The 20,226-nt window shown below is 67.3% G+C and carries 21 protein-coding genes; 6 read left to right on the top strand and 15 right to left on the bottom strand.

Annotation, left to right across the window (positions count from 1 at the left end; translation table 11 throughout):
* Nucleotides 1-83 precede the first annotated feature (83 nt).
* The 4 genes from FV218_RS06055 to FV218_RS06040 are packed head-to-tail and all read right to left on the bottom strand — an operon-like array spanning nucleotide 84 to nucleotide 3,051.
* The gene (locus tag FV218_RS06055) at nucleotides 84-632 is read right to left on the bottom strand and encodes a cytochrome b (RefSeq protein ID WP_147709069.1); all 549 of its coding nucleotides are present in this window, start codon (nucleotides 630-632) and stop codon (nucleotides 84-86) included.
* Nucleotides 629-1,741, bottom strand: a complete 1,113-nt coding sequence (locus tag FV218_RS06050; RefSeq protein ID WP_147709068.1) for a catalase family peroxidase — start codon at nucleotides 1,739-1,741, stop codon at nucleotides 629-631. The genes FV218_RS06055 and FV218_RS06050 overlap by 4 nt, the downstream gene beginning before the upstream one ends.
* Before the next feature lie 9 nt (nucleotides 1,742-1,750).
* Complete coding sequence (locus tag FV218_RS06045) at nucleotides 1,751-2,524, bottom strand: anti-sigma factor (RefSeq protein ID WP_147709067.1); 774 nt, start codon at nucleotides 2,522-2,524, stop codon at nucleotides 1,751-1,753.
* Nucleotides 2,521-3,051 carry a sigma-70 family RNA polymerase sigma factor gene (locus FV218_RS06040; RefSeq protein WP_147709066.1) on the bottom strand — a complete coding sequence of 177 codons (531 nt, stop codon included), beginning with the start codon at nucleotides 3,049-3,051 and terminating at the stop codon, nucleotides 2,521-2,523. Before FV218_RS06040 ends, FV218_RS06045 begins: the two co-directional genes overlap by 4 nt.
* Nucleotides 3,052-3,332: 281 nt before the next feature.
* Between FV218_RS06040 and FV218_RS06035 the strand changes: the two genes are divergently transcribed.
* Entirely contained in the window at nucleotides 3,333-3,602 is a 270-nt protein-coding gene (locus tag FV218_RS06035) for a hypothetical protein (RefSeq protein WP_147709065.1), read from the top strand.
* A gap of 437 nt (nucleotides 3,603-4,039) precedes the next feature.
* Here FV218_RS06035 and FV218_RS06030 read toward each other — a convergent pair whose 3' ends face one another.
* From FV218_RS06030 to FV218_RS06010, 4 genes are all read right to left on the bottom strand, one after another.
* A complete protein-coding gene (locus FV218_RS06030) occupies nucleotides 4,040-5,293 on the bottom strand; it encodes a sodium:proton antiporter (protein ID WP_147709064.1) in 1,254 nt (417 codons plus the stop codon).
* A 58-nt stretch (nucleotides 5,294-5,351) separates the two neighbouring features.
* Nucleotides 5,352-6,419 (bottom strand): endonuclease/exonuclease/phosphatase family protein, encoded by a 1,068-nt coding sequence (locus FV218_RS06025; RefSeq protein WP_147709063.1) that lies wholly within the window; start codon nucleotides 6,417-6,419, stop codon nucleotides 5,352-5,354.
* Complete coding sequence (locus FV218_RS06020; RefSeq protein ID WP_147709062.1) at nucleotides 6,416-6,952, bottom strand: YetF domain-containing protein; 537 nt, start codon at nucleotides 6,950-6,952, stop codon at nucleotides 6,416-6,418. The genes FV218_RS06025 and FV218_RS06020 overlap by 4 nt, the downstream gene beginning before the upstream one ends.
* A gap of 587 nt (nucleotides 6,953-7,539) precedes the next feature.
* Entirely contained in the window at nucleotides 7,540-8,094 is a 555-nt protein-coding gene (locus tag FV218_RS06010) for a fasciclin domain-containing protein (protein ID WP_210246111.1), read from the bottom strand.
* A 383-nt stretch (nucleotides 8,095-8,477) separates the two neighbouring features.
* Between FV218_RS06010 and FV218_RS06005 the strand changes: the two genes are divergently transcribed.
* The 4 genes from FV218_RS06005 (at nucleotide 8,478) to FV218_RS05990 (ending at nucleotide 11,634) form a co-directional block, all read left to right on the top strand.
* Nucleotides 8,478-8,936 (top strand): PRC-barrel domain-containing protein, encoded by a 459-nt coding sequence (locus FV218_RS06005; protein ID WP_246685011.1) that lies wholly within the window; start codon nucleotides 8,478-8,480, stop codon nucleotides 8,934-8,936.
* Between the two features lie 26 nt (nucleotides 8,937-8,962).
* Nucleotides 8,963-9,229 (top strand): hypothetical protein, encoded by a 267-nt coding sequence (locus FV218_RS06000; protein WP_147709060.1) that lies wholly within the window; start codon nucleotides 8,963-8,965, stop codon nucleotides 9,227-9,229.
* 192 nt (nucleotides 9,230-9,421) lie between these two features.
* Nucleotides 9,422-10,333: a mechanosensitive ion channel family protein gene (locus FV218_RS05995; RefSeq protein WP_210246110.1), complete on the top strand. Its 912-nt coding sequence runs from the start codon at nucleotides 9,422-9,424 to the stop codon at nucleotides 10,331-10,333.
* Complete coding sequence (locus FV218_RS05990) at nucleotides 10,330-11,634, top strand: DUF2254 domain-containing protein (protein WP_147709059.1); 1,305 nt, start codon at nucleotides 10,330-10,332, stop codon at nucleotides 11,632-11,634. The genes FV218_RS05995 and FV218_RS05990 overlap by 4 nt, the downstream gene beginning before the upstream one ends.
* 44 nt (nucleotides 11,635-11,678) lie before the next feature.
* Here FV218_RS05990 and FV218_RS05985 read toward each other — a convergent pair whose 3' ends face one another.
* The 7 genes from FV218_RS05985 to FV218_RS05955 all read right to left on the bottom strand — a co-directional run bounded on the left by FV218_RS05985 (nucleotide 11,679) and on the right by FV218_RS05955 (nucleotide 19,060).
* Nucleotides 11,679-13,070, bottom strand: coding sequence for an SLC13 family permease (locus FV218_RS05985; RefSeq protein WP_147709058.1), 1,392 nt, complete (start codon nucleotides 13,068-13,070; stop codon nucleotides 11,679-11,681).
* A gap of 255 nt (nucleotides 13,071-13,325) precedes the next feature.
* Nucleotides 13,326-13,715: an exopolysaccharide production protein YjbE gene (locus FV218_RS05980; protein WP_147709057.1), complete on the bottom strand. Its 390-nt coding sequence runs from the start codon at nucleotides 13,713-13,715 to the stop codon at nucleotides 13,326-13,328.
* A gap of 165 nt (nucleotides 13,716-13,880) precedes the next feature.
* A complete protein-coding gene (locus FV218_RS05975) occupies nucleotides 13,881-14,561 on the bottom strand; it encodes a response regulator transcription factor (protein ID WP_147709056.1) in 681 nt (226 codons plus the stop codon).
* A 3-nt stretch (nucleotides 14,562-14,564) separates the two neighbouring features.
* On the bottom strand, nucleotides 14,565-16,637 hold the full coding sequence (locus FV218_RS05970; protein ID WP_147709055.1) for an ATP-binding protein: 2,073 nt from the start codon (nucleotides 16,635-16,637) through the stop codon (nucleotides 14,565-14,567).
* 105 nt (nucleotides 16,638-16,742) lie between these two features.
* Nucleotides 16,743-16,964: an Rmf/CrpP family protein gene (locus FV218_RS23495; protein ID WP_348642015.1), complete on the bottom strand. Its 222-nt coding sequence runs from the start codon at nucleotides 16,962-16,964 to the stop codon at nucleotides 16,743-16,745.
* A 244-nt stretch (nucleotides 16,965-17,208) separates the two neighbouring features.
* On the bottom strand, nucleotides 17,209-17,658 hold the full coding sequence (locus FV218_RS05960) for a hypothetical protein (RefSeq protein WP_147709053.1): 450 nt from the start codon (nucleotides 17,656-17,658) through the stop codon (nucleotides 17,209-17,211).
* A 973-nt stretch (nucleotides 17,659-18,631) separates the two neighbouring features.
* On the bottom strand, nucleotides 18,632-19,060 hold the full coding sequence (locus FV218_RS05955) for a BA14K family protein (RefSeq protein ID WP_147709052.1): 429 nt from the start codon (nucleotides 19,058-19,060) through the stop codon (nucleotides 18,632-18,634).
* Nucleotides 19,061-19,360: 300 nt separating this feature from the next.
* Here FV218_RS05955 and FV218_RS05950 point away from each other — a divergent pair, with 300 nt between their 5' ends.
* Nucleotides 19,361-20,104, top strand: a complete 744-nt coding sequence (locus tag FV218_RS05950; RefSeq protein ID WP_147709051.1) for a glutaredoxin — start codon at nucleotides 19,361-19,363, stop codon at nucleotides 20,102-20,104.
* Nucleotides 20,105-20,226 lie beyond the last annotated feature (122 nt).

The raw sequence follows: 20,226 nt of genomic DNA, 5'->3' as shown, positions 1-20,226 counted from the left end.
GTCACACACGCGGGAGCTAGCGCAACCCAATAGCGGACGTTAGCCCGCGTGAGACATGCTTGGGCGATGTAACCGAGTTTGTATCACCGCGGCTGGGATGCCGTCAGACGAAAGGCCATGCTGCCCAGAACGCCATCCCTGCGGATCAGTCCATGCAACAGTGCGGCACCGAGATGGGCGAGGATGATGCCGAACAGCGTGTAGGCCAAGACCGTGTGTAGCGGACGGAGCCATGTGTAGAGGGCGGGATCGCGTGGCAGGATCGGCGGCAGCACGACGGAGCCGGCAATGCCAATGGGGTAGCCGGCCGCCGATAGCATCGCCCAGCCGACCAGCGGCAGCGCGAGCATCAACCCGTAGAGCAGAATGTGCGAGGCGTGCGCTGCCTGCCGTTGCCAGCCTGGAAGGTCCGACGGCAATTCAGGCGGTGGACTACGCCAGCGGTTAATCAGACGCAGCACCGCGAGGATTAGGATGCCGATGCCGAGGGGCCGGTGCAGCGCGACGAGGGCGTGATAGTGAGCCACCGAGGTCACCATCGCTACGCCGATGAACAGCATGGCCAGGACCATCGCCGCCATGGTCCAATGCAGCAGCCGAGCCGGCAGGTTGAAGTGCACAGGGTCGCTCACAATCCGGCTCCTGAGACAGGGGTGTCGTGGACGGCGCTCGGCGCCTTTGGTTCGCCGGCTCGGCGCGTGAAGGATTGCGAATAGGCCGCCGAGCGTGCGCTGAGCAGCGGATCGTCCGATCCCACGATGCCGGCGGGCAGGACGAGGGGGTCGAAGTTCTCGTCGCGACAATTGCCGTTCGCTTCCGCCTCCGTCGCCGTGACGACCACTCTGCCGACGTCCACACTCGCTCCTTCGGACGGCCAGGGGAGGGTCGCGTCGGCGCTAGCTTCTTTGGGCGCACCCAAGGTGACAATGAGGTGCCAGCGCACGGGACCCTGACGGATTACGGCCGCGAAATCGTCGAACAGGAAATTCTTGTCTGCGCGCGTTGCCTGAGCGGGGCTCTCTGCTGTGGCCGCCTGCTCCGGCACGAAGGCCCAGCGCACGAGCGTTTCGTTACCGTCCGCGGCGACGAAGCGGAAAGCGTTCAGGCTCCGGAAGGTGTCGTCGGCGAACCCGGAGGTGATCGTCCGCGCTTTGATCAGAGCCGCCGCCTTCGCGCTCTCCGGGTGCGCGGCGAAGAACGCTTTCAGCGCTTCGGGATCGGGCTTGCCCGTAGCTGGATCGGGCTTGGCGGCAAGGAGCTGGGCGTAGAACGCCTCTGGCGTCCGTACTGGGAAGACCGGGATGTCATTGTTGCCGGTGCGCCATTCCTCCCCATCGGGAAGATGAAAGCGAAGTGCGAGGCTACGTACTGTCGCGGCCGCATCCGCCGCGTAGGGCTGTCCGCCGGCAAGCGCGATGCGCCCGGTGACGGGGGTGACCTGTCCTGCGGCGAACAGGGAAGCCTTCGACAGGCGCGCCCCCCCGCCGCTGCTTTCGAAGCGCCCGGCGAGGCAGAGCCCCTTGGCGTGGTTGCGCCGGAATCCCGGATGGGGGCCGTTGATCTGCTCGAAGCGATCGACGATGCGCGCCTGGGTGAGGTCCCCCGGCGAAAGCCAGCCTCCGGCATACGCGAAGGCCCCCGCGGTGCCGGCGACCAGAGCTCCGATGGTACCAAGCCGCAGGAAGACGGCGCGCGGACTTAAGCCGGGACTAGCGCCGGTGAGATCGTTCAGGAGGGACATGGCGGACCTTCAGATGGCTTTCGCGGTGGCGCGACGGATCTCGTTGGCCAGCGGGTGCAAGACGGTCGGGTCGACGGCACCCACGAGACTGTAGCCAAGCCCGTCCTGGGCCCAAGCGTAGCCGTTCGACGCCTCCGAGGTATGCGCACGCATCGGCGCGTCACCGGGCTGGGCCATCGGCCGCATCAGCATGACGAAGCGGGTGGCGTGTCCGTCGTCGTACATCAGCATGCCGGCGGGCCCCTGCGGCGTGGCGACGAGGCGCCCGCCCATGAGGCGGTAGCCGGAACCACTCAGGTCCGGCACGCCGACCGGCCGCTTCAGCCTGTTGGAGAACCAGCCGGCGAGCTCAGCGCGGTTTGCGGCGACGAGCTCGACGGGGCGGGTATGGTCGGGAGCATAGACCGCGTAGTTCGTGCTCGCCTCCTGGGCCAGCGCCTCGATGCCGGTCGGTACGGACGAGACCACCTCGCGCAGGCCCCACCCACCAGCGCCTCCGACGAGAAGCAGCAGCCCGGCCGCCATCGCCCGCCAGGCGGGACGAGCTGGGCGACGGCGCGCCTCGACGATCCGCGACAAGTCGAGCTGGGCCGGCACCGGCTCGGCCGCGATGGGCGCGAAGGCGGCGCGCATGTTCTCGCGCAGGGCGACCATGCGCGCGATCCGCGCGTGGGCATCCGGGTGGTCGCCGAGATAAGTCTCGACCTCGCTGCGCCGCTTGGCATCGAGGCGCTCATCCACGAGGCCCTGGAGATCGTCTTCGCTGATCGGACGCGTGGTCATTTTACCCTCCGCAGGAGCGGGCGCTTGGCAGGAACGGCCGTCTCGGCGCCGTCCATCAACTGGATCATCCGGTCCCGCGCCCGGGACAGGCGGGACATCACGGTCCCGGTCGGAATGGCGAGGACCTGCGCGGTCTCGGCGTAGGACAGGCCCTCCACCGTCACCAGCAGGAGGACGCTGCGCTGCTCCTCCGGCAGCGCCTCCAGCGCAGTCATCAGATCCCGATGGCGCAGGCCGCTCTCCTGGGTGGGCGCCACGGCGAGGTTGGCTTCCGCCGTGTCCTCGATCGGCATGTGGGCCCCGCGGCGGGCGCGCTGGCGCATCTGCGTAACCGCGAGGTTGTGGAGAACCGCGAAGAGCCAGGTCCGGACATCGCCGTCGGCCTGACGTTGGTGCCAGCGACCGACCGCCTTCTCCAGGCAGTCCTGCACGAGATCGTCGGCATCGGTGGGATTGCGCAGAAGGGCCCGCGCATAGCGGCGTAGCGCCGGGATCAGCGGCTCGATGAGGCGCATCATGTCCGTCATGTCCGGTCTCCTGGCATGGGCGGGGCTCCTGCATTCGCGCCGGCTGGACCGGAGACACTCCGGGGCTGGCTACGGAGGCATGGACGCTGCCAATCTCGGTTTATTCCAGCATCCCGCCGCCTTTTTTAGCAGGCCTTGGAGATGCCTCCTCACAATGGAGTGACCCGAAACGACAAGAAAAAGATTTTGAGAGACGTCGGGAATAACAGATAGAAGCTAGCGTCTGTCCGGTTATCGCTGTCAGACATCGTCGTTCCTGGCAGGATAACTGGAGACATGCCATGAACTCCCTCAAGAACCTCTCGGGCCTGTTTTTCGCGTCCGCTTGTACGCTTGCCGTTCTGACGGGTGCCTCGGAAGCTCGCACCGTTCAGCACACCGACACCCACTCGGTCCTGACCAATAATCTCTCAGCGCCCGTCGGCTCCCCATACTGGCTCGGACGCATGGACACCGACAGCGGCAACGCCAAGAACCCCGCGCTTCCGAGCTACGCCCAGGCCCGTGGTCAGGAGACCGGTGGCCCGGCCCGCGAACTCATACCGAACTAATCCACGCTGACGCGAGGACGCCTGTCGCATCGGGGTCTGGCGTCCTCAGTCTCAGAAGGCCGGGGCGTGCGGCGAGTGTGGGCCGCGACCGTCACATCCCATGGTGCCGGGGTCCGGAAGATCTCCCCGAGGAAGCAGAGGAATACTTTCATGCTCGGGGGTGCGTCTGTTTTCAGTGCCCTTTCGTGCGCCGACAGGCGGATAACGACCCAACTTGGTCATACGCGTCGCTCTCCCCGCCGTCCAAAAGCAGACGGCAAGACGCTGTCGGCTGGCTATCATACTCACGCATCACGCGGTCACCTGCACGATGCCGGTGTCTGAAGCACCGCGGAGGCTGGATCCCGTGGAGCGTTAGTCCAGCACATCAGGCGCGAGACTTAGTCGACCATGAGGTCGGCTACATCGGGCGGCGCAACGCTCATCGGTAAGAAGCTTTAAACGTCTCGCAAGGTCCTTCGCGCGACGAGGCCGAGGGTGGAGCCCTGGACAATGATGGTGAACAGCACCACCGCGTAGGTCGCTGCCAGGATTGCCGGCTTGGCATCGCTCTCGGGGATCGACAGCGCCAGCGCGACCGAGATGCCCCCGCGCACCCCGGCCCAGGTCAGGAACGGTACGTTGCGCGGCGACAGGTGGCCGCCCCAGCGGAAGATGAGGAGAGGCGTCGACACCGCCATCAAGCGGGCCAGGAGGACGATGGGCACCGCGCAGGCGGCGAGGAGCAGGCCGTTCGTCTCAAAGCGCAGCACCAGCACTTCAAGCCCGATGAGCAGGAACAGCACCGAGTTCAGCACCTCGTCGATGAGCGTCCAGAGGGCGGAAACGTAGCCTTGCGTCCGCTCGCTCATCGCGTCGCGCGGGGCGCGGTCGCCGACGAGGAGCCCGGCGGCGACCACCGCGAGGGGTCCGCTGGCATGGATCTTCTGGGCGAGCGCGTAGGTCCCGGCCACGAGCGCCAGGGTGATCAGCACCTCGACGGGGAAGTCGTCGATGGTCCGCATGGCCCGGTAGGCGACGTAACCGGTGACGACCCCGAGGAGCAGGCCGCCGCCCGCCTCCTGCAGCAGGAGCCAGGAGATGCTGGTGACGCTGGTGGCCTCGCCCCCGGTCCCGGCCGCGAAGGCGACGAGGACCGTGAACAGCACGATGCCGACGCCATCGTTGAACAGGGCCTCGCCCTGCATCTCGACCTCCAGCGTCTCGGGAACCTTGACGTTCTTCAGGGTCGCCAGGACTGCGACAGGATCGGTCGGGCTGATGAGCGCCCCGAAGACGAGCGCCCAGGCGAGCGGGATGGGCCGCCCGATGAGGTCGGCCGCCAGCCAGAATGCGGCGCCGACGATGGCCGTCGAGATCAAGGTACCGAGAAGGGCCAGGGTGGCCACGGCCCAGGCCCGGTCGCGAAGCGTGCGAAGGTCGAGGCTCATGGCGCCAGCGAACAGCAGGAACGCCAACATGCCATTCATCACCACGTCGGTGAAGTCGACCTGGCGCAGCACCTTGGTGAGGTCCTCGTAGAGGTGCTGGGACGGGAAGGTGAGGTCGAGACCGACGAGGGCCAACGAGGCGGCAAGGCCCATAACGAGGAGGCCGATGGTGTGTGGCATCCGCAGGAACCGGCGATTTAGCCACCCGAACAGGGCCGAGAGGGTCAGCAGCATCGCGGCAAGGTCGAAGATGGAGATCACGGGCGTCCCCCGCCCGCGCAGCGAAAGCCTGCCGGGAAGTGTCGATGATTGACGGTGCTCAACGTGGGCCCAAACGTTCGGGCGCTCCGGCCGCCGTAAGGATAGCGTTGGCCGCGGCGACATCGTCCGCCTCCCGTTCGGGTGGCGCCTTCGCACCTCCCCCGGCCTGTCGGCAGAGGCGGACGAGGTAGGGGAAGTGGTCCGACCCGAATGCGTCGAGGCGCTCGACCGACACCGTGGCGAACCCGCTTTCGTGGAAGACGTGGTCGAGGGGCCAGCGCATCCACCACGCCTTCGCGTTCCAGGTCGCAACGTAGCCGTAGCCGCGACGGGGATCGATCAATCTCGACAGTCGCACCATGCGCTCGACCGCGATCTCCCAGGGCGTGGCATTGAGGTCCCCGGCGAGGATGCCGGGCTCGACCCGCGTCCGCAGCACGTCCGCCGCCGCGTAGAGCTGGGCATCCCGTCCGCGTGCGGATTGCCAGGCTTGCGGGGGCTTTGGGTGGATACCGACGAAGTCGACGACCTCGCCGGTGCGCAGGGTCACGCCGGTGACGATGGCTGGTGTGTCCTGACCCGCAAGGTGCCGGATGCTCCCGTTCACCAGAGGCAGCCGGGAGTACAGGTGGATGCCGTAATACGACCCAGTGATCCGCTGAAGGGCATGCGGCATCGCCGCGAGTACGGGTTTAAGGGCCTCGTCCCACCATGCATCGGTTTCCATTGCCAGGAACAGGTCCGGCTCGACCCGCGCGACAGCCTCCACCAGGGGGGGGGCCTTTCGGTTCCCAAGCTGGACGTTGGCGACCATCACGGACAGCCGGCGCTCGGCGGGACAGGCATTGATGTTCACGCCCCCGGTCGGCAGGTAGGGCCGAAGCACCCACGCATCGACGGTGAGGGCGACCGCCACGAGGGCCAGCGTCGACGTTGTCAATCTCGCGGATTCCCGGAGAAAGAACAGGAGGCCGAGGCCGACCGCAAGCAATCCCAGGGCGAAGGGTAGGCGCGGGAAGTCGAGCAGGCGCACCCACCACCACTCGGTGGGCACCAACGGGATCAGGCTCGCGGCCGAGAGGGCCAGCGCGACGACGAGGAGCGGGTGGCGGACGAGAGATCTCACGAACGGCCCAGATTTAGTCGGTCACTGTCGCGCGGCGGCACTCCGTCCAAGCCGTCTTCGCGCCCGGAGAGCGACTTGAGCACGCTGATCGAGCCATCGGTCTCCAGAACCACCGCCGCAGCCTGGGAGAGGTCATCCAGCCCTTCCGAGCGCAGGGCCGATAGGACGTCGTCGCGGGTCAGGCGCTGCCGGCGCATCGCGCCCTCGACCAGATGCCCCTTGTGCGCGAGGAGGGTCGGCTCGGCCTTGACCAGCGACCGGACCCGGGCGGAGCGCACGCTCGACCACGTGATCGCGTATTGCAGTCCAATGAGGGTCGCGAGGGCGAGGACGCCCTCCAGCAACGCGACCGACTTCGTCAGGACGATGGACGACAACGTCGAGCCGAGTGCGACAGTGACCACGAGGTCGAAGGCGTTCAGCTTCGTCAGGGTGCGCTTGCCCGAGATCCTGAGGAACAGGATCAGAGCGACGTACGCCAGGGGAGCGACGACCACGACCCTGAGCAGGCCGGACCAGCTATCGAAGAACATCGCGGAGGTCCTTGTCGCGACACCCGCCGATTGGTGGCAGGCCTGCAGGCCATCGGCCCATCGAGCCGGGGATTATCATCCCGTCCGGCTGGCGCGCGCCTCAGCGCATGTCCTTCGGGAGGTGCTGGATCGGGTTGGTTCGACTGCCCTGGCCCTTGCCCTGAACCGAGCCTTCGGACTGCATGACGTCCGTCGAGGACTGGATCGCGCTCGGCGGCGCGACCCCGCCGGTGCCCTGGTGGCGCGCGGCATCCGATCCCTTTGTGGTCGACGTTCCCGATGGGAGCGTACCGGGCGTGGGTTGGTCGATGGAGCTGCCTGCGGACTGCGCCGCGGCTGGCCCGGAGAGGCCAACGATGACGGCAAGGGAGCCGGCGAGGCGCAAAGCGGAGCGGGCCCTTGCAGGGGGGGGGAGGTCCAAGGCGTGCATCGGTCGGGTTCCGGTCGGACGCCTGGGCGTCGAGGTTGTCGAACCGAAGCGTTGCCCGCTGACTTTAGTTCCTGCCCGAGGCACACACGCCGACCTGGCGGCACGCTTCCGGGACCGCCCCACCCCCGCTGACGGAGGTAGAGCGGCTGTTTGTCGGTTACTTGGGCATCAGCACGCTGTCGATGACGTGCACGACGCCGTTCGACTGGTTGACGTCGGCCTGCTCGACGAAGGCGCCGCCGCCCTTCTGGTCGATCAGCGACAGCCGGTTGCCGTCCATCTTCACGGTCAGGACCTGGCCCTCGACCGTCTTCAGGTTGGCGTCGGCGCCGCCCATCTTCGCCTTGGCCATCAGCTCCTTGGCGTCGAGCTTGCCCGGGACGACGTGATAGGTGAGCACGCCCGTCAAAGTCTTCTTCATCTCGGGCTTCAGCAGCGAGTCCACGGTCCCAGCGGGCAGCTTCTTGAAGGCGTCGTTGGTCGGGGCGAAGACCGTGAACGGACCCTTGCCGCTCAGGGTGTCGGCAAGGCCCGCGGCCTTCACCGCGGCGACGAGGGTCGTGAGGTTGCTGGCCTTGGATGCGTTCTCGACGATGGTCTTGTCAGCCATCATCGGTGCGCCGCCAACCATGGGGGAGGTCTCGGCAAGGGCCGGGGCGGCCACGGTCAGGCCGATGGCGAGGAGGGCGGCATTCAGGGTCGAGCGCATCATGGGAAATCCTATAGGCGAGATGAAGCTTCGGGAACCGAGGCTCATGCCACCCTTACGCGTCGACTTGCCCGACGGTTTCAGCGTTCTGATCACGATAAGTTCAAGGAAGCGAGCCCATCCAACTCGGGTCTTGCCAGGGATGGAAGTCTTTTGATTGCGATAAATCATCTGAATTGCCTCTTGATATCGAGGCATCCCGTCCCATAGGCCTTTGAAGGCGCCAGACTAACTAGTCTATAGTTCCAATGCCGCCGGTAGATTGACATGAACGTTTCCTGAACGGGCGCGTTGGACCTACGAACCGGTTGACCGAGCGTCGCTCAATCGCCGTCCAGGCTTCGCGGGCATCCCCGTCCGCTCTGGGCCCATTCCAGGAGATCTTCTTGTCCCATCGCCTCCTCGCCGCTGCCGTCTCGCTTGCCTGCCTGTCGCTACCAGCCATGGCCCAAACCACTCCTCCCGCGCCCGCACCCGGTACCGCGATGCCGGCCTCGTCGGAGATGGGCATGAAGATGGCCGACACGGCGACGGTGAAGCTCAAATTCATGACCGTGAAGCCCGCCGACGTGATGTCGTCCAAGCTCGTGGGCACAACCGTCTACAACAACAAGAACGAGACCGTGGGCGAGGTCGAGGACCTGGTCATCGAGAACGGCAAGACCCTAACCGGCGTCGTCGTCAGTGTCGGCGGCTTCCTGGGCCTTGGCGAGAGCTATGTCGTGCTCGACCCGTCTTCACTTGCTATCAGCAACAAGGACGGCAAGTACGCGGTCCATGCCGACACTGACAAGGACACCCTTAAGAACGCGCCAAAATTCGAATACTCCAAGAAGAAGATGTGATCTCGACTAACGAAGGAGACATGACCATGAAGCACACCATCCTGGCTTCCGCGCTCTTAGCCGGCCTCGGCCTCGGCGCCTCGACCCTGCCGTCGGCCGCCTTGCCGATGAACGCCTCTGGCATCGCAGCTTCGGACGGCAGCGACCTCATTCAGGTCCGCATGTCGAGGCGTCAGATGCGCCGTCACCGTATGCGGCAGGGCTCAGCCAGCCGTGGCAATGCCAGCATGCCTTCGCGCAGCCAGTTCGGCGGGCAGCAATACGGCGGAACGTCCGGCGGTCCGCGTCGCTGATGCCACAGTTCGGTCCGCGGGGCTCGAAGAGTCTTGCGGACCGCCTTCCGAAACGCCGCCCGATGGCATGACCGCCAGCGGCGGCTTTCTCATGACCCAAGGGTTCCCATGATCTTCTCGGAAGCGCTCGGGCGCCTCGAAGGGCTCGGTCGTTCGGCCGCCGCTTTGCTGCCGGGGCTTGCCGTCGCCCTCGTGCTGTTCGGCCTCGGCCTTCTCGTCGCCCGAGGGGTCCGTGCCGCCGTTCGCCGCGCCGCCACGTTACGGGAGGCCTCGCCGGGTTCCGCCTCGGTGCTCGGGCGCATCGCGGGCGGTATGACCATCCTAGTCTCGTTCCTTGTGGCGGCCTCGGTCGCCTTCCCCTCCGTCTCGGCCGCCGACCTGTTCAACCTTCTCAGCATCGGCGGCGTCGCCATCGGCTTCGCCTTCCGTGACGTGCTGCAAAACCTGCTGGCCGGCATCCTCATCCTGCTGACCCGCCCCTTCGTTATCGGCGACCAAATCCGGGCCGGGTCGCACGAGGGCACGGTCGAGGACGTCTGGGTGCGGGCCACGGTGCTGCGCACCTACGACAATCAACGCGTGCTGATCCCGAACGCCACGCTGTTCGTAGACAAGATCACGGTCATTACCGCGCACGACAAGCGTCGGCTCGCCTTCCCCCTCACCATCGGCAACGGGGACGACATGAAGGAGGCGCGCCACGTCATCGTCGAGGCCCTGCGCGGGACCGAAGGGGTGCTAGCCGACCCAGCCCCTGAGGCGCTGGTCACGGGTCTCGGGGCCGCCGGCGTCGACATGACGGCGCGCTTCTGGATCGACCCGCCCCGGCGGCGGGACGCGGTGGACGCCCTCGACCACGCCATCTCCAACGTCAAGGACGCGCTCACCGCGGCCGGTATCGACCTGCCTTACCCCACGAGCCAAGTTCTCCTACACGACCAGACCGAGGCGTCGGATGGCGACCGCACGCGCCAGCGCGAGGGCTGGCCCGCCGGCAATAGCCCGCCGCGGGCGCGATGGCAGGTGCTACGCGAGGATCGTGACAACGTCCGACGTGAGAACTCCGAACGCCAGAGTTCGGAGGGAAAGGATGAACCGGCATGAGGGCACGCCTGCGCGCCTGGATCGAATCCCTGGGCGACCAGTTCTGGCTTCGGCCCGCCCTGATCGTGCTTGGCTGCATCGGCCTTGCCCAACTCGGGATCTGGCTGGAGACCTCCCATGTCGCCGGATACGACGCCTCCTCGCCGGACCAGAACTGGGGCTATTCCGGCGGCGCCGAGGGGGCCCGGGCGCTCTTGAGCGCGGTCGCATCCTCGACCATCGGGGTCGCCGGCACCACTTTCTCCATCACCATCGCGGCCCTGACGCTGGCCTCCGGGCAGATGGGCCCGAGGCTGCTGCGCAACTTCACCCGCGACGCCCGCAACCAGATCGTCCTGGGCATCTTCCTTGGCACCTTCGCCTATGCGCTCATGGTCCTGCGCACCGTGCGCACGGTGCAGGAGAGCCCCTTCGTCCCGCATTTCGCGATCACGGGGGCCATGCTACTGGCGCTGCTCTCGCTCGCCACCCTGGTCTGGTTCGTCCACCATATCGCGTCCAGCATCAACGTCGAGACCGTCGTCGACGCGGTTCATCGCGACCTCTGTGCCGCCGTGGAGGCACGGACCTGCGACGCCGCCGGCATGACGCTTCCGGACCGGCTACCGACCGCGGGCGGGGTCCGCATCGACGCCAGCGGCTACCTCCAGGCGGTTGACGAGGGCGGGCTGGCCGACTGGGCGCAGGAGCACGGTGCGACCGTCGCACTGCGGGTTCGACCCGGCGACTACGTGCCGAGCGGTTTCCCCGTCGCGTTCCTGTCGGCCGGGATCGAGGATGTCGAGGCGGTGCTCAAGCGTTCGCTGACCTTCGGCCGTCGCCCGGCCGCGCTGCAGGACCTGGAATACTCGATCCGGCAACTCGTCGAGATCGCTGTCCGGGCACTCTCGCCGGGTATCAACGACCCCTTCACGGCTGGCAGCGTCGTCGACCATCTCGGCGATGCCCTGTGCCGGGTGGCGTCGCGCCATCTACCCACCGGTGCCGTGGTTCGGGACGGCCGGGTGGTCTTGGTCGTTCCGGTGACCGACTATGACGGCCTGTGCGATGCCATGTTCCACATGATCCGCCAGAACGCCGCCGGCTCGGTACATGTTCTCGCACGGTTGCTCGACGTGCTCACCCGCGTCGCCGAGGTGGAGCGTCTCACGGACCGGACCGCCGAACTCGCCCGTCACGCCGACCTCGTGATCGCCGCCGCTCGGCGCGACGTCGCGGATCCCGCCGACCTCGCCGACCTCGAAGCGCGTCACCGCCACTTCCCCGCCGTCGCGGCCCCGTTTTCCCCGGCATCCGTTTAGGAACAGGCACGGTCTTGGCCTCGCGTCGGCTGGACAGTGGCAGGCTACCTGAGCGCCAAGCCGGTATGCGACCAGAAGACGTAGTAGGCGGCAATCATCAGCGCCGCATAGGCGGGTGCCAGGAGTGCCCCCAGCTTAAGCAGGTCCGTCGAGGTCCAGGCCGGTCGCTCCTCGCCTTGGAAGATCAGCAGCGCTTTCGAGGAGACCGGCAGGGTGAGGCAGTAATCCATGCCCGCATTCGCCAGGAAGGCGACTGCGACCGGGTTGAGGCCGAGCTTGTCCGCGAGGAGTAGCAGGGGCGGCAGCAGCGCCACCACCCGGGCGGTGTGGGACACCATGTAGAGGTGGGCCGTCAGGCCGAGCACCGTCAATCCGAACAGGATCGGAAGGGTTGGGCTTTCGGGCCCGAGACCGCTCGCAGAGAGCGCGGAGCCGATCAGCCATTTCGCGGCTCCCGTCGAGATCAGGGCGCGCCCGAGCACGAGGGAGGCGGCGATAAAGAGGACGAGCGACCAGTTCACGGACTTCACGCCATCCTCCCAGTCGAGGACGCCGACGACCGGCATCGTCAGGATCACCGCGCCGACGATCGCCACGGTGGCGATGCCGAAGGGGTGATTTCCCTCCGTAAGCCACAGACCCAGCATGGCGAGCACCACCGCTCCGGCCCGCCACTCCTTGGCGGACAAGGGGCCGGATGGAGCCTCAATCTCAGCAACCCGCCGGGCCCGGGTCTCGGCATCGAGGAACAGGTGGCCGATCAGGAATGTCGTGATCAGGCAGGCGGCAACGCCGAAGGGCAGTCCCCAGAGCATCCATTGCCCAAAGCCAATGCTCTGGTCGGAAAGCCGCTCCAGCAGGTCAACGGTGACGAGGTGCGAGCCCGCCCCCGTAAGGCTGCAGATCGTCGAGATAACGATGAGGGCGGGGATCAGCAGTCCGATCGCCTTGGTAAGACGTGGGTCATCGTCGGCCTCGGTCAGGCTGCGATGGAGCGGCAGGAGCACCGTGGCCCGCCCGGAGGTGGAGGGGATCAGGAAGGCGAGCGGGATGATGCCGAGGGTCAGACGCCACATCAGCCCGCCGACGCTGGTCCCGCGTCCGGCGATCAGGGCGGTGAGCCGACCCGCAAGCCCGCTCCGTTCCACCGCCGTGCCGAGCACGAAGGTGCCGATGACGAGCCAGACCACCTTCGAGCCGAGGCCCTCGATCAGCGCGCGCTGCTCGACGGCCCGGACCGCGACCAGGAATACGGCCGCGGCGACAGCGACATAGGCGGCGCTGAGCCCAGTCAGGACCCAAAGGATGGCGGCCCCGCCGAAGGCCAGCATGGCCGCCCTCGCGGGCCAGTCCAAGGCTTCCGGAAGGGACACGGCGAAGGCCAGGGCTACGAGGAGTCCGGTAGCCGAGAGCGTCCGTGCGCTTACTAACGGCATGATTGGTAAACCCGAACCAAGGCAAGCGACGGTGCGACCCCCATTAGAACGGAAAGAGGCGTCTCCCCTGATGCAACACGCCCAGCGCCGTGGGACCTCCTGGGGCTTGAGGATGTCACGAGGTCATGAAGCGTCATTGGCGGTGCGGGTCCTTGGCCGCCAAGGTCTTCGATGACGTGGGGCAGACATGGGAAGGGCCCGCCTCGACGGTGCTCGGCGGGCCCGTTGCAGCAGTTTCGGTGAACCGGCGTACCTTTAGCAGTTGTCGTCCTTGCCAAGGCCCTGGTTCGCGCCGGCGTTGTTCATGGCGCCGACGGTGCCTGGCGAGGCTGGCTGCTGACCGCCGGCGAGGTTCTTGCTCGACGTTCCTACGCCGTTGCCTTGATCGTTTTTCGCCTCGGAGCCCGGCTTCTCGCCGACCATCTGGTTGGTGCCGACGTTGTTCATCGCCCCGACCGTGCCCGGAGAAGCCGGCTGGGGGCCGCCGGCCAGGTTCTTGCTGGACTTGTCGACGTCCGAGCTCTTCGGGTTCACGTGGTCCGGCGTCGGGTCCTTCGAGCGCGTGGCGCCCGTGTTGCAGGGGGCCGCAAGGGCCGGCACGGCAAGGGCGAGGGTGGCCACGGCGGCAAGGGCGAATGTTCTCATGAGCGTTTCCTCAGAGTTTTCTATCGTGTTGTCGACAAGACGTATCGCGGCTCCGGGTTCCTAGGCGAAACCTTCGGCATCAAGGACGTGAATGCGATGCCCTTCGCATCAGATGGCTCCTCGTGAGACGTTTGCTATCGTACGACTGCGCTGATGCGTGTTGCGCTACCGTAGGGTCAGCGCGTCCAGCCAACCGTGGGAGGCGGCGTAGCGGATGATCTCGGCGCGCGACCGCAATCCTAGCTTCTCGGCGGCCCGGGCCTTGTAGGTCTCGACCGACTTCACGCTGACCTCGATGCGTCGCGCGATCTCCTTGTTGCTGAGGCCCTGGGCGATCAGGCGCAGCGTTTCCGTCTCCCGTGGGCTAAGCGCCTCGCCCGTCTCGGCCGGCTTGGGCCCCGTCACAGCCGCGGCGCCGTCCCCCAGGGCATGCCCGGCGACGGACGGGTCGAGATAGACCCCGCCCGTGGCGACCGCATGGACAGCCCGCAGGAGATCCTCGGCCGCCGAGCGCTTGAGGAGATAGCCCCGGGCTCCGGCCTTCAGGAGTGGCTGGACGTAGGCGGCGTCCTCGTGGACCGTGAGCACGAGGACCCGGGTCCCGGGGCACTCCCGCGTGAGACGCTCCGTCAGTTCGAGGCCGTTGAGACCGGGCATCGAGACGTCGACCACGGCGACGTCGGGCTCCACGGACCTGATCAGCGGCAGCGCCTCCCCGCCATTCGTCGCCTCGCCGACCACTTCCACCCCGGGATCGGCGTTCAGCATCGCCCGGATGCCGGCGAGGACGATGGGGTGGTCGTCGGCGAGGACGACCCGGATGCGGTCCGGAGAGAGGTCATTCATGCGTCAGGCAACCTGCGGAACGGGAATGGTAATGAACAACGTCGTGCCGACGCCCGGTGACGATTCCAGCGTCAGCGACCCGCCGAGAAGGGACAGGCGCTCGCGGATGCCGGACAGACCAAGGCGTGGTTTGGCCGACGATCCGTCCGCAGGGTGGCGCCTAACCGCATCGGGATCGAAGCCGACGCCATCGTCCTCGATGATGACCCGCAGCTCCTCCGGACGGTGCTCGACCGACACGCTGACGGTGGCGGCACGCGCGTGTTTGAGGACGTTTGTGAGCGCTTCTTGCACGATCCTGTAGATCGCGCTCTCGGTGGCGGCGGGAACCCGACCGGGCTCGCCGGGGATCTCCAGGTCCGCACGGACGCCGTGGCGCTGGCCCCACTCGTGCAACAGAGTGGCAAGGGCCTCGCGCAGGCCGAGGTCGTCGAGGGCCGTGGGCCGGAGGTCGACGGCGGCGCGGTGGATGTCGCGGCCGATCTCGCCGGCCAGCGCCTGCAGCCACTGGACCTGGCGCTCCGCCTCGGGTGACATCCCGCGCGCCTCGAAGAGCCGTTCCAGCCCCTTCAGGCCGAGCGAGAGGCCGGTCACGGTCTGGCCGACCTGATCGTGCAGTTCACGCGCGATCCGCCGCTGCTCGTTCTCCTGCGCCTCCCCGAGGCGGCGGAGAAGTTCGAGACGCTCGGCCTCGGTCCGCTTGCGCGGCTCGATGTCGGAGACCACGCCGTAGACAAGGCCGGCGGCGTCGTGCAGTCGGGGGGCGCGGCCGGTCAGGCGGACCCAGCGCGGCTCGGGGTCCGAACCGACGACACGGAACTCGACGTCGAGCGTCGCTCCGTCTGCCAGGCTCCAGCGCAGGTCGTCGGCGAGCCGGGCGCGGTCATCCGGGTGGATCGCCTCGGTCACCGCGCCAGCGGCGGACGTGGTCTCGCCATCCTCCGCAACGGCGGTTTTCCAGCCCAGGAGATGGGCCGCGCGCGGTGAGCCGGTCACGGTTTCCCGAACCGTATCCCATCGCAGCGTGCCGAGCTCCGCCGCCTCGACGGCGACGGCGCCCTGCTCCTCGCTCGATCTGAGCGCCAGGGCGAACCGGGCTCGCTCGCCTGCTCGCCGTTGGGCCATGTCACGGCCCACGAGGCCGACGAGCGCCAGGGCAAGGCCGATGCTGAGGACGCTGCCGCCGGTCAGGACGAGGTACGAGCGCAAGACAGGGGCATTCAGCGTCGCGGCCGGCATCCCGAAATGCACGGACCAGCCCCCGGTGTCCTTTAGGGTGCGGTAGACGACCTCGACGTTCGAGCCTTCAAGGGTCGAACCCATGTAGAAGCCATTCGGCGCGCGCCGGATCGCGGCCTGCAGTGCGGGGTCGGCAGGTTGGCCGAGTTCCTCGGCCTCGGCGCGGGTTCGGGCAATGGTGTTGCCGTCGGCGTCGACGATGGTTCCGACCCAGCCCTCCGGCGCGCCGGCGTCGCGCAGGATCGAGCCAACCGCGTCGTTGGCGAGGCCGACCGAGAGAACGTAACGCAATTGCCCGTCGCGGACGACCGGGACCCGCAAGGCGACGAGGCGTTTGCCCGAGACCGGCCCGATGGGACCGATGCCGCCGACCACGGGTCGACGGGTGCGCACGACGGTGTCGAAGCTCCCGCGGTCGGCCGTGGGGCCGAGTTCATCGTCGAGGGAGCGCAGCAAGTTGACGATCTGGCGCCCGTCCGGTCCGGCAAGCTCCACGGTCTCCCAAAGAGGGCGCCCTTCCTTGAGCCGCTTGGCCTCGGCGTAGAAGGCGGTCAGGTCCGGCATGTCGAGGGTGGCGGAGGCGGCTTCGGCTTCGAGGACGGCGACCTGCGCGGCAATGTCGGAAGCGACGCGCTCGGCGACCCGCGTCGCGCTTGCCACGGCCGCGCCGCGGGTCAATTCGCGCTGCTGCTGGGCCATGAGGGTGGCGACCCAGCCGCTGAGCAACAGTACGGGGATGGCCGCCGCGAGTGCGAGCGCGACGAAGGTTCGGCGGTTGCCGCGGTCCAGCCGGGGCTGGCCGGTCAGGCCTGCGGCGGCTTCATTCCGGGTGGTCATGCGACGGGTACTCGAACCGCTCCTTTGCCGCGGGTTCCGCCGAGTGTACGGTCCCGCGGTCCTTGGCGCATTACCGCCCGGTCTTGGAGTTCGGCGCCGGGGTCCCTACGCAGAGGCCATCACCAGACCCGGTGTACCGCCAGCGCTTGCCATTGCTGCAGCCTTCGACACCACGGCTGGATGTGCCACCCTCGTGCCCGGCTCCCACGCCGATCCGTCGAAACCCTCGAACCAGGCCCGACGCTCACGGGTATCGGCGGGATAGGGGCAGGCATCCCTGGGTCGACCGGTGGTGCGGGCCCTGGCTCCCTGCCGGATGACTTCCATAATCATCGGTACTCGCCCTTTCGCTGTTCCGAGGCGTCCTCGACGCGTCCGAGTAACGCGTGGTTCGGGCCTTCCTACAAGCTTTCCCGACCGTTCCTGCCGGTCTTACCGACGCGTGTCAGGGCAATCCCGACGGGCGGTCGGACCGAATGCGCTTGACCGTGACGAGCACGCAGCGCCGCGTCCCCGGAATGGCGGTGAGGTGGACGTGGGGCCCCGGCTTGGAGCCCCACGCCAGTGCGTCTCAGTAGCCGCAGCCGAGGTGGGATCGGCCATAGCCATAGCGGACCGGGGCGTAGCCATACCCATATCCATAACCGTATGGGCGACCGTAGCCGGCGCTGTAATAGGCCGGACGGATGGCTGAGGCGGCAAGCCCAAGTCCAAGACCTGCTGCGAGGCCGAACCCGCGATAGCCGCGACGGTAGCCGTAACGTCCGTAGTGGCGTCCGTACCCGTAACGAGCATGGCGGAAACCGATGCCGCGATAGCCCCCGAACCCACGGTGGTGCGAACGGAAGCCAATGCCACGGTGGCCGTGGTGTCCACGGAAACCACGGTGTCCATGGAAACCGCCGAAGCCGCCGTGATGTCCGTGGAAGCCGTGTCCACGGCCGAAGGGGCGCGCTTCGCTCGATGGGGCGAACAGAACGAGGCTCGATACCGCCGCAAGGGCGAATGCGATGCGTTTCATGGGGCTACTCCGAGATGGCCATGCGTGGCGGAGGAGAGGCCGTTCATGCGTTTCGATTCAGGATCACCTCTCCGGCTCGGAGGATCATCTGTGTCGCCGAAGCCAGACGTTCAGTCAGAGAAGCCCGCAGTCTTGTCGGGATAAACCTGACAACCCCGGGGACCCCCTGCAGGGTCGGCTTGCATTCGGTGCTGGGCCATAGGAAGCCCGAAAGATCGTTCCAAGAGTCCGGGTCGCCCGCGGCGAAGGGTTGGGTCCGGAGCTTGATCGTTCAAGCTGACAAGGAGCGCCATGAGGGAAGCGATGGGTCGAACGGCACGTCTGGTCCGTACACTTCGGCGACGGCCCGCAGCATTGCCGCCAGTCGGCGTCGTGATCGGATCGCCGATGGTACCCGAACCTTCGGTCGAGGACTGGGCCCGATACGGCGGAGGGCTTTCGGCAGAGGATACGGCGCCGAGCCAGTGCCGCTCCCGGTATTCCTCCCATGTCCTGCCGACGTGAGCTTGGGCCAAATCCCGAAGGGTCCTTGCCCCAAGCTCCCTCCGCCTGCCGGAAGTGGCGACGCTGGCCGCGGGAGCTGCCGGGATCGGCCAACGACAACCGCGCCGATGACGCGCCTGGTCGCCTCCAGACGGTCTTCCTGGCCGCCCTCGGGTGGCGCCTTTTCCTCTGCCTTCTCCTCGTTCTTGCCTCGTGACCGGAGGCAACGGCACCCGAATTACCATTGATTGGAAACCGTTTATCCCGAACTCACTATGATCTTCGAGGCCAGCCTTGCGACGCGTCACGACCCTGGAAGCAACTCGCGTTCGCCATTCACCCCGGCGGGGAGCCGCGGACGTCCAAATTGCTGATGGGGGTTCTGGGCATCGCGCTCCTTGCCGGCTTCTGCCTGATCATGGCCGCCAACGTCGTCGACGGCCTGAGCGGGGTCACGGGCTGACGCAACCCCGTCGAAACGAAGCGTCGATCACGGGCAGGCGTGACGGGCGCCGTCGTTGCCGAGATAGGTGCCGCTCGATGCGTCGTAGGACCGGAACCGGCGCGCGCACGCCGCCACGGCCTCGGCGCCCGGCGCGCCCTGCGCACCTTGCGCCTGTGAGTTGGCGATGGCTCCGCCGATGATGGCGCCGGCGGCTAGGCCCGCCACGCCGGCCCCCACCGCTGCGCCGACGCCTGGGCCCCGACGGTAGCCATAGCCCCGGCCGTAACCGCGGCGGTACCCGTAACCACGACGGAAGCCGTGGTGCCGATGCCCGAAGCGCCGGTACTGGACGTAGCTCGTCGGCAGGACGCCGGCCGAGAGCGCCTCAACCGGCGTGACCGCGGGACCGGCCGATGCCGGCTGGCCGAGCAGGCATGCGGCGACCGCAGCAGCGAGGGTGAGGGAAAGCTTCATGGCGATGGCTCCTGAACTTTGGGCGATGCCGGATGGGGCCCGGGGGCCGCAGACATCGCGGTTCGGTCGGCGGACGGTCTCGGGACGCTGTCCGCATCGGTCGTGAGAAGAGTGAACACCCGCCGCCCATGGCCGTTCCGGTCGATGGGGCCGGACATGTCGCTTGACCTTCTCACGGTTGGAAGCCCCATCCTGCCGATTGTGGGTCGAACGCGCCGCAAGGGAAGCCCATGCCGGGTTCTCGCGTTGTCAGGGCATTGGCGTTCCTGAAACTCGATTTTCCCAGGGAGGGATTCCACGATGCTGGACACCGTCCGCAGAGCCATCGTCCATCGCATGGTGATGGAGAAGCACGTCTGCCCCTACGGCCTGAAGACAAAGGACCTGCTCGAACGGGAGGGCTTCCAGGTCGAGGACCATTGGCTCACGACCCGGGAGGAAACCGACCGCTTCAAGTCCGAGCACGACGTGAAGACGACGCCGCAGACCTTTATCGGAGGCGAGCGCATCGGTGGCTACGACGACCTCCGCCGCCACTTCGGCAAGCCCGTCGCCGATCCGAAGGCCACGAGCTACACGCCCGTGGCCGCAGTCTTCGCCATGACCGCCCTGATGGCGCTGGCGGCGAGCTACGCGGCATTCGGAACGCCGCTGACGATGCGGGCCGCCGAGTGGTTCATCGCCTTCAGCATGTGCGTGCTCGCCATCCTCAAGCTGCAGGACATCGAGAGCTTCTCGTCGATGTTCCTCGGCTACGACCTGCTGGCCCGGCGCTGGGTGCGCTACGCCTACGCCTACCCGTTCTGCGAGGCACTGGCCGGCATCCTGATGGTCGCGGGGGCCTTAAACTGGCTCTCGATCCCCGTTGCCCTGTTCATCGGCACCGTCGGCGCCGTCTCGGTGTTCAAGGCGGTCTATATCGACAAACGCGAGATCAAGTGCGCCTGCGTCGGCGGCTCGGCTAACGTGCCGCTCGGCTTCGTCTCGCTGACCGAGAACCTGATGATGGTCAGCATGGCCGTCTGGATGCTGGTTCGGCCCTGACGGCCCTCGCGGTCAGGGCGCGACTCGGAAGGGCTTGCTGTTCAGATTAACCCTGACGCCCTGGCACCTTCACGGTGGCGTCTGGCGTGACCTTGTCCGGGAAGCGGACAGATCGCCGGAGG

It is taken from the genome of Methylobacterium sp. WL69, from assembly GCF_008039485.1.
Taxonomy (GTDB): Bacteria; Pseudomonadota; Alphaproteobacteria; order Rhizobiales; family Beijerinckiaceae; genus Methylobacterium.
Note: the sequence above shows the minus strand (reverse complement) of the source record. Positions and strands in the feature narration are given on the sequence as shown.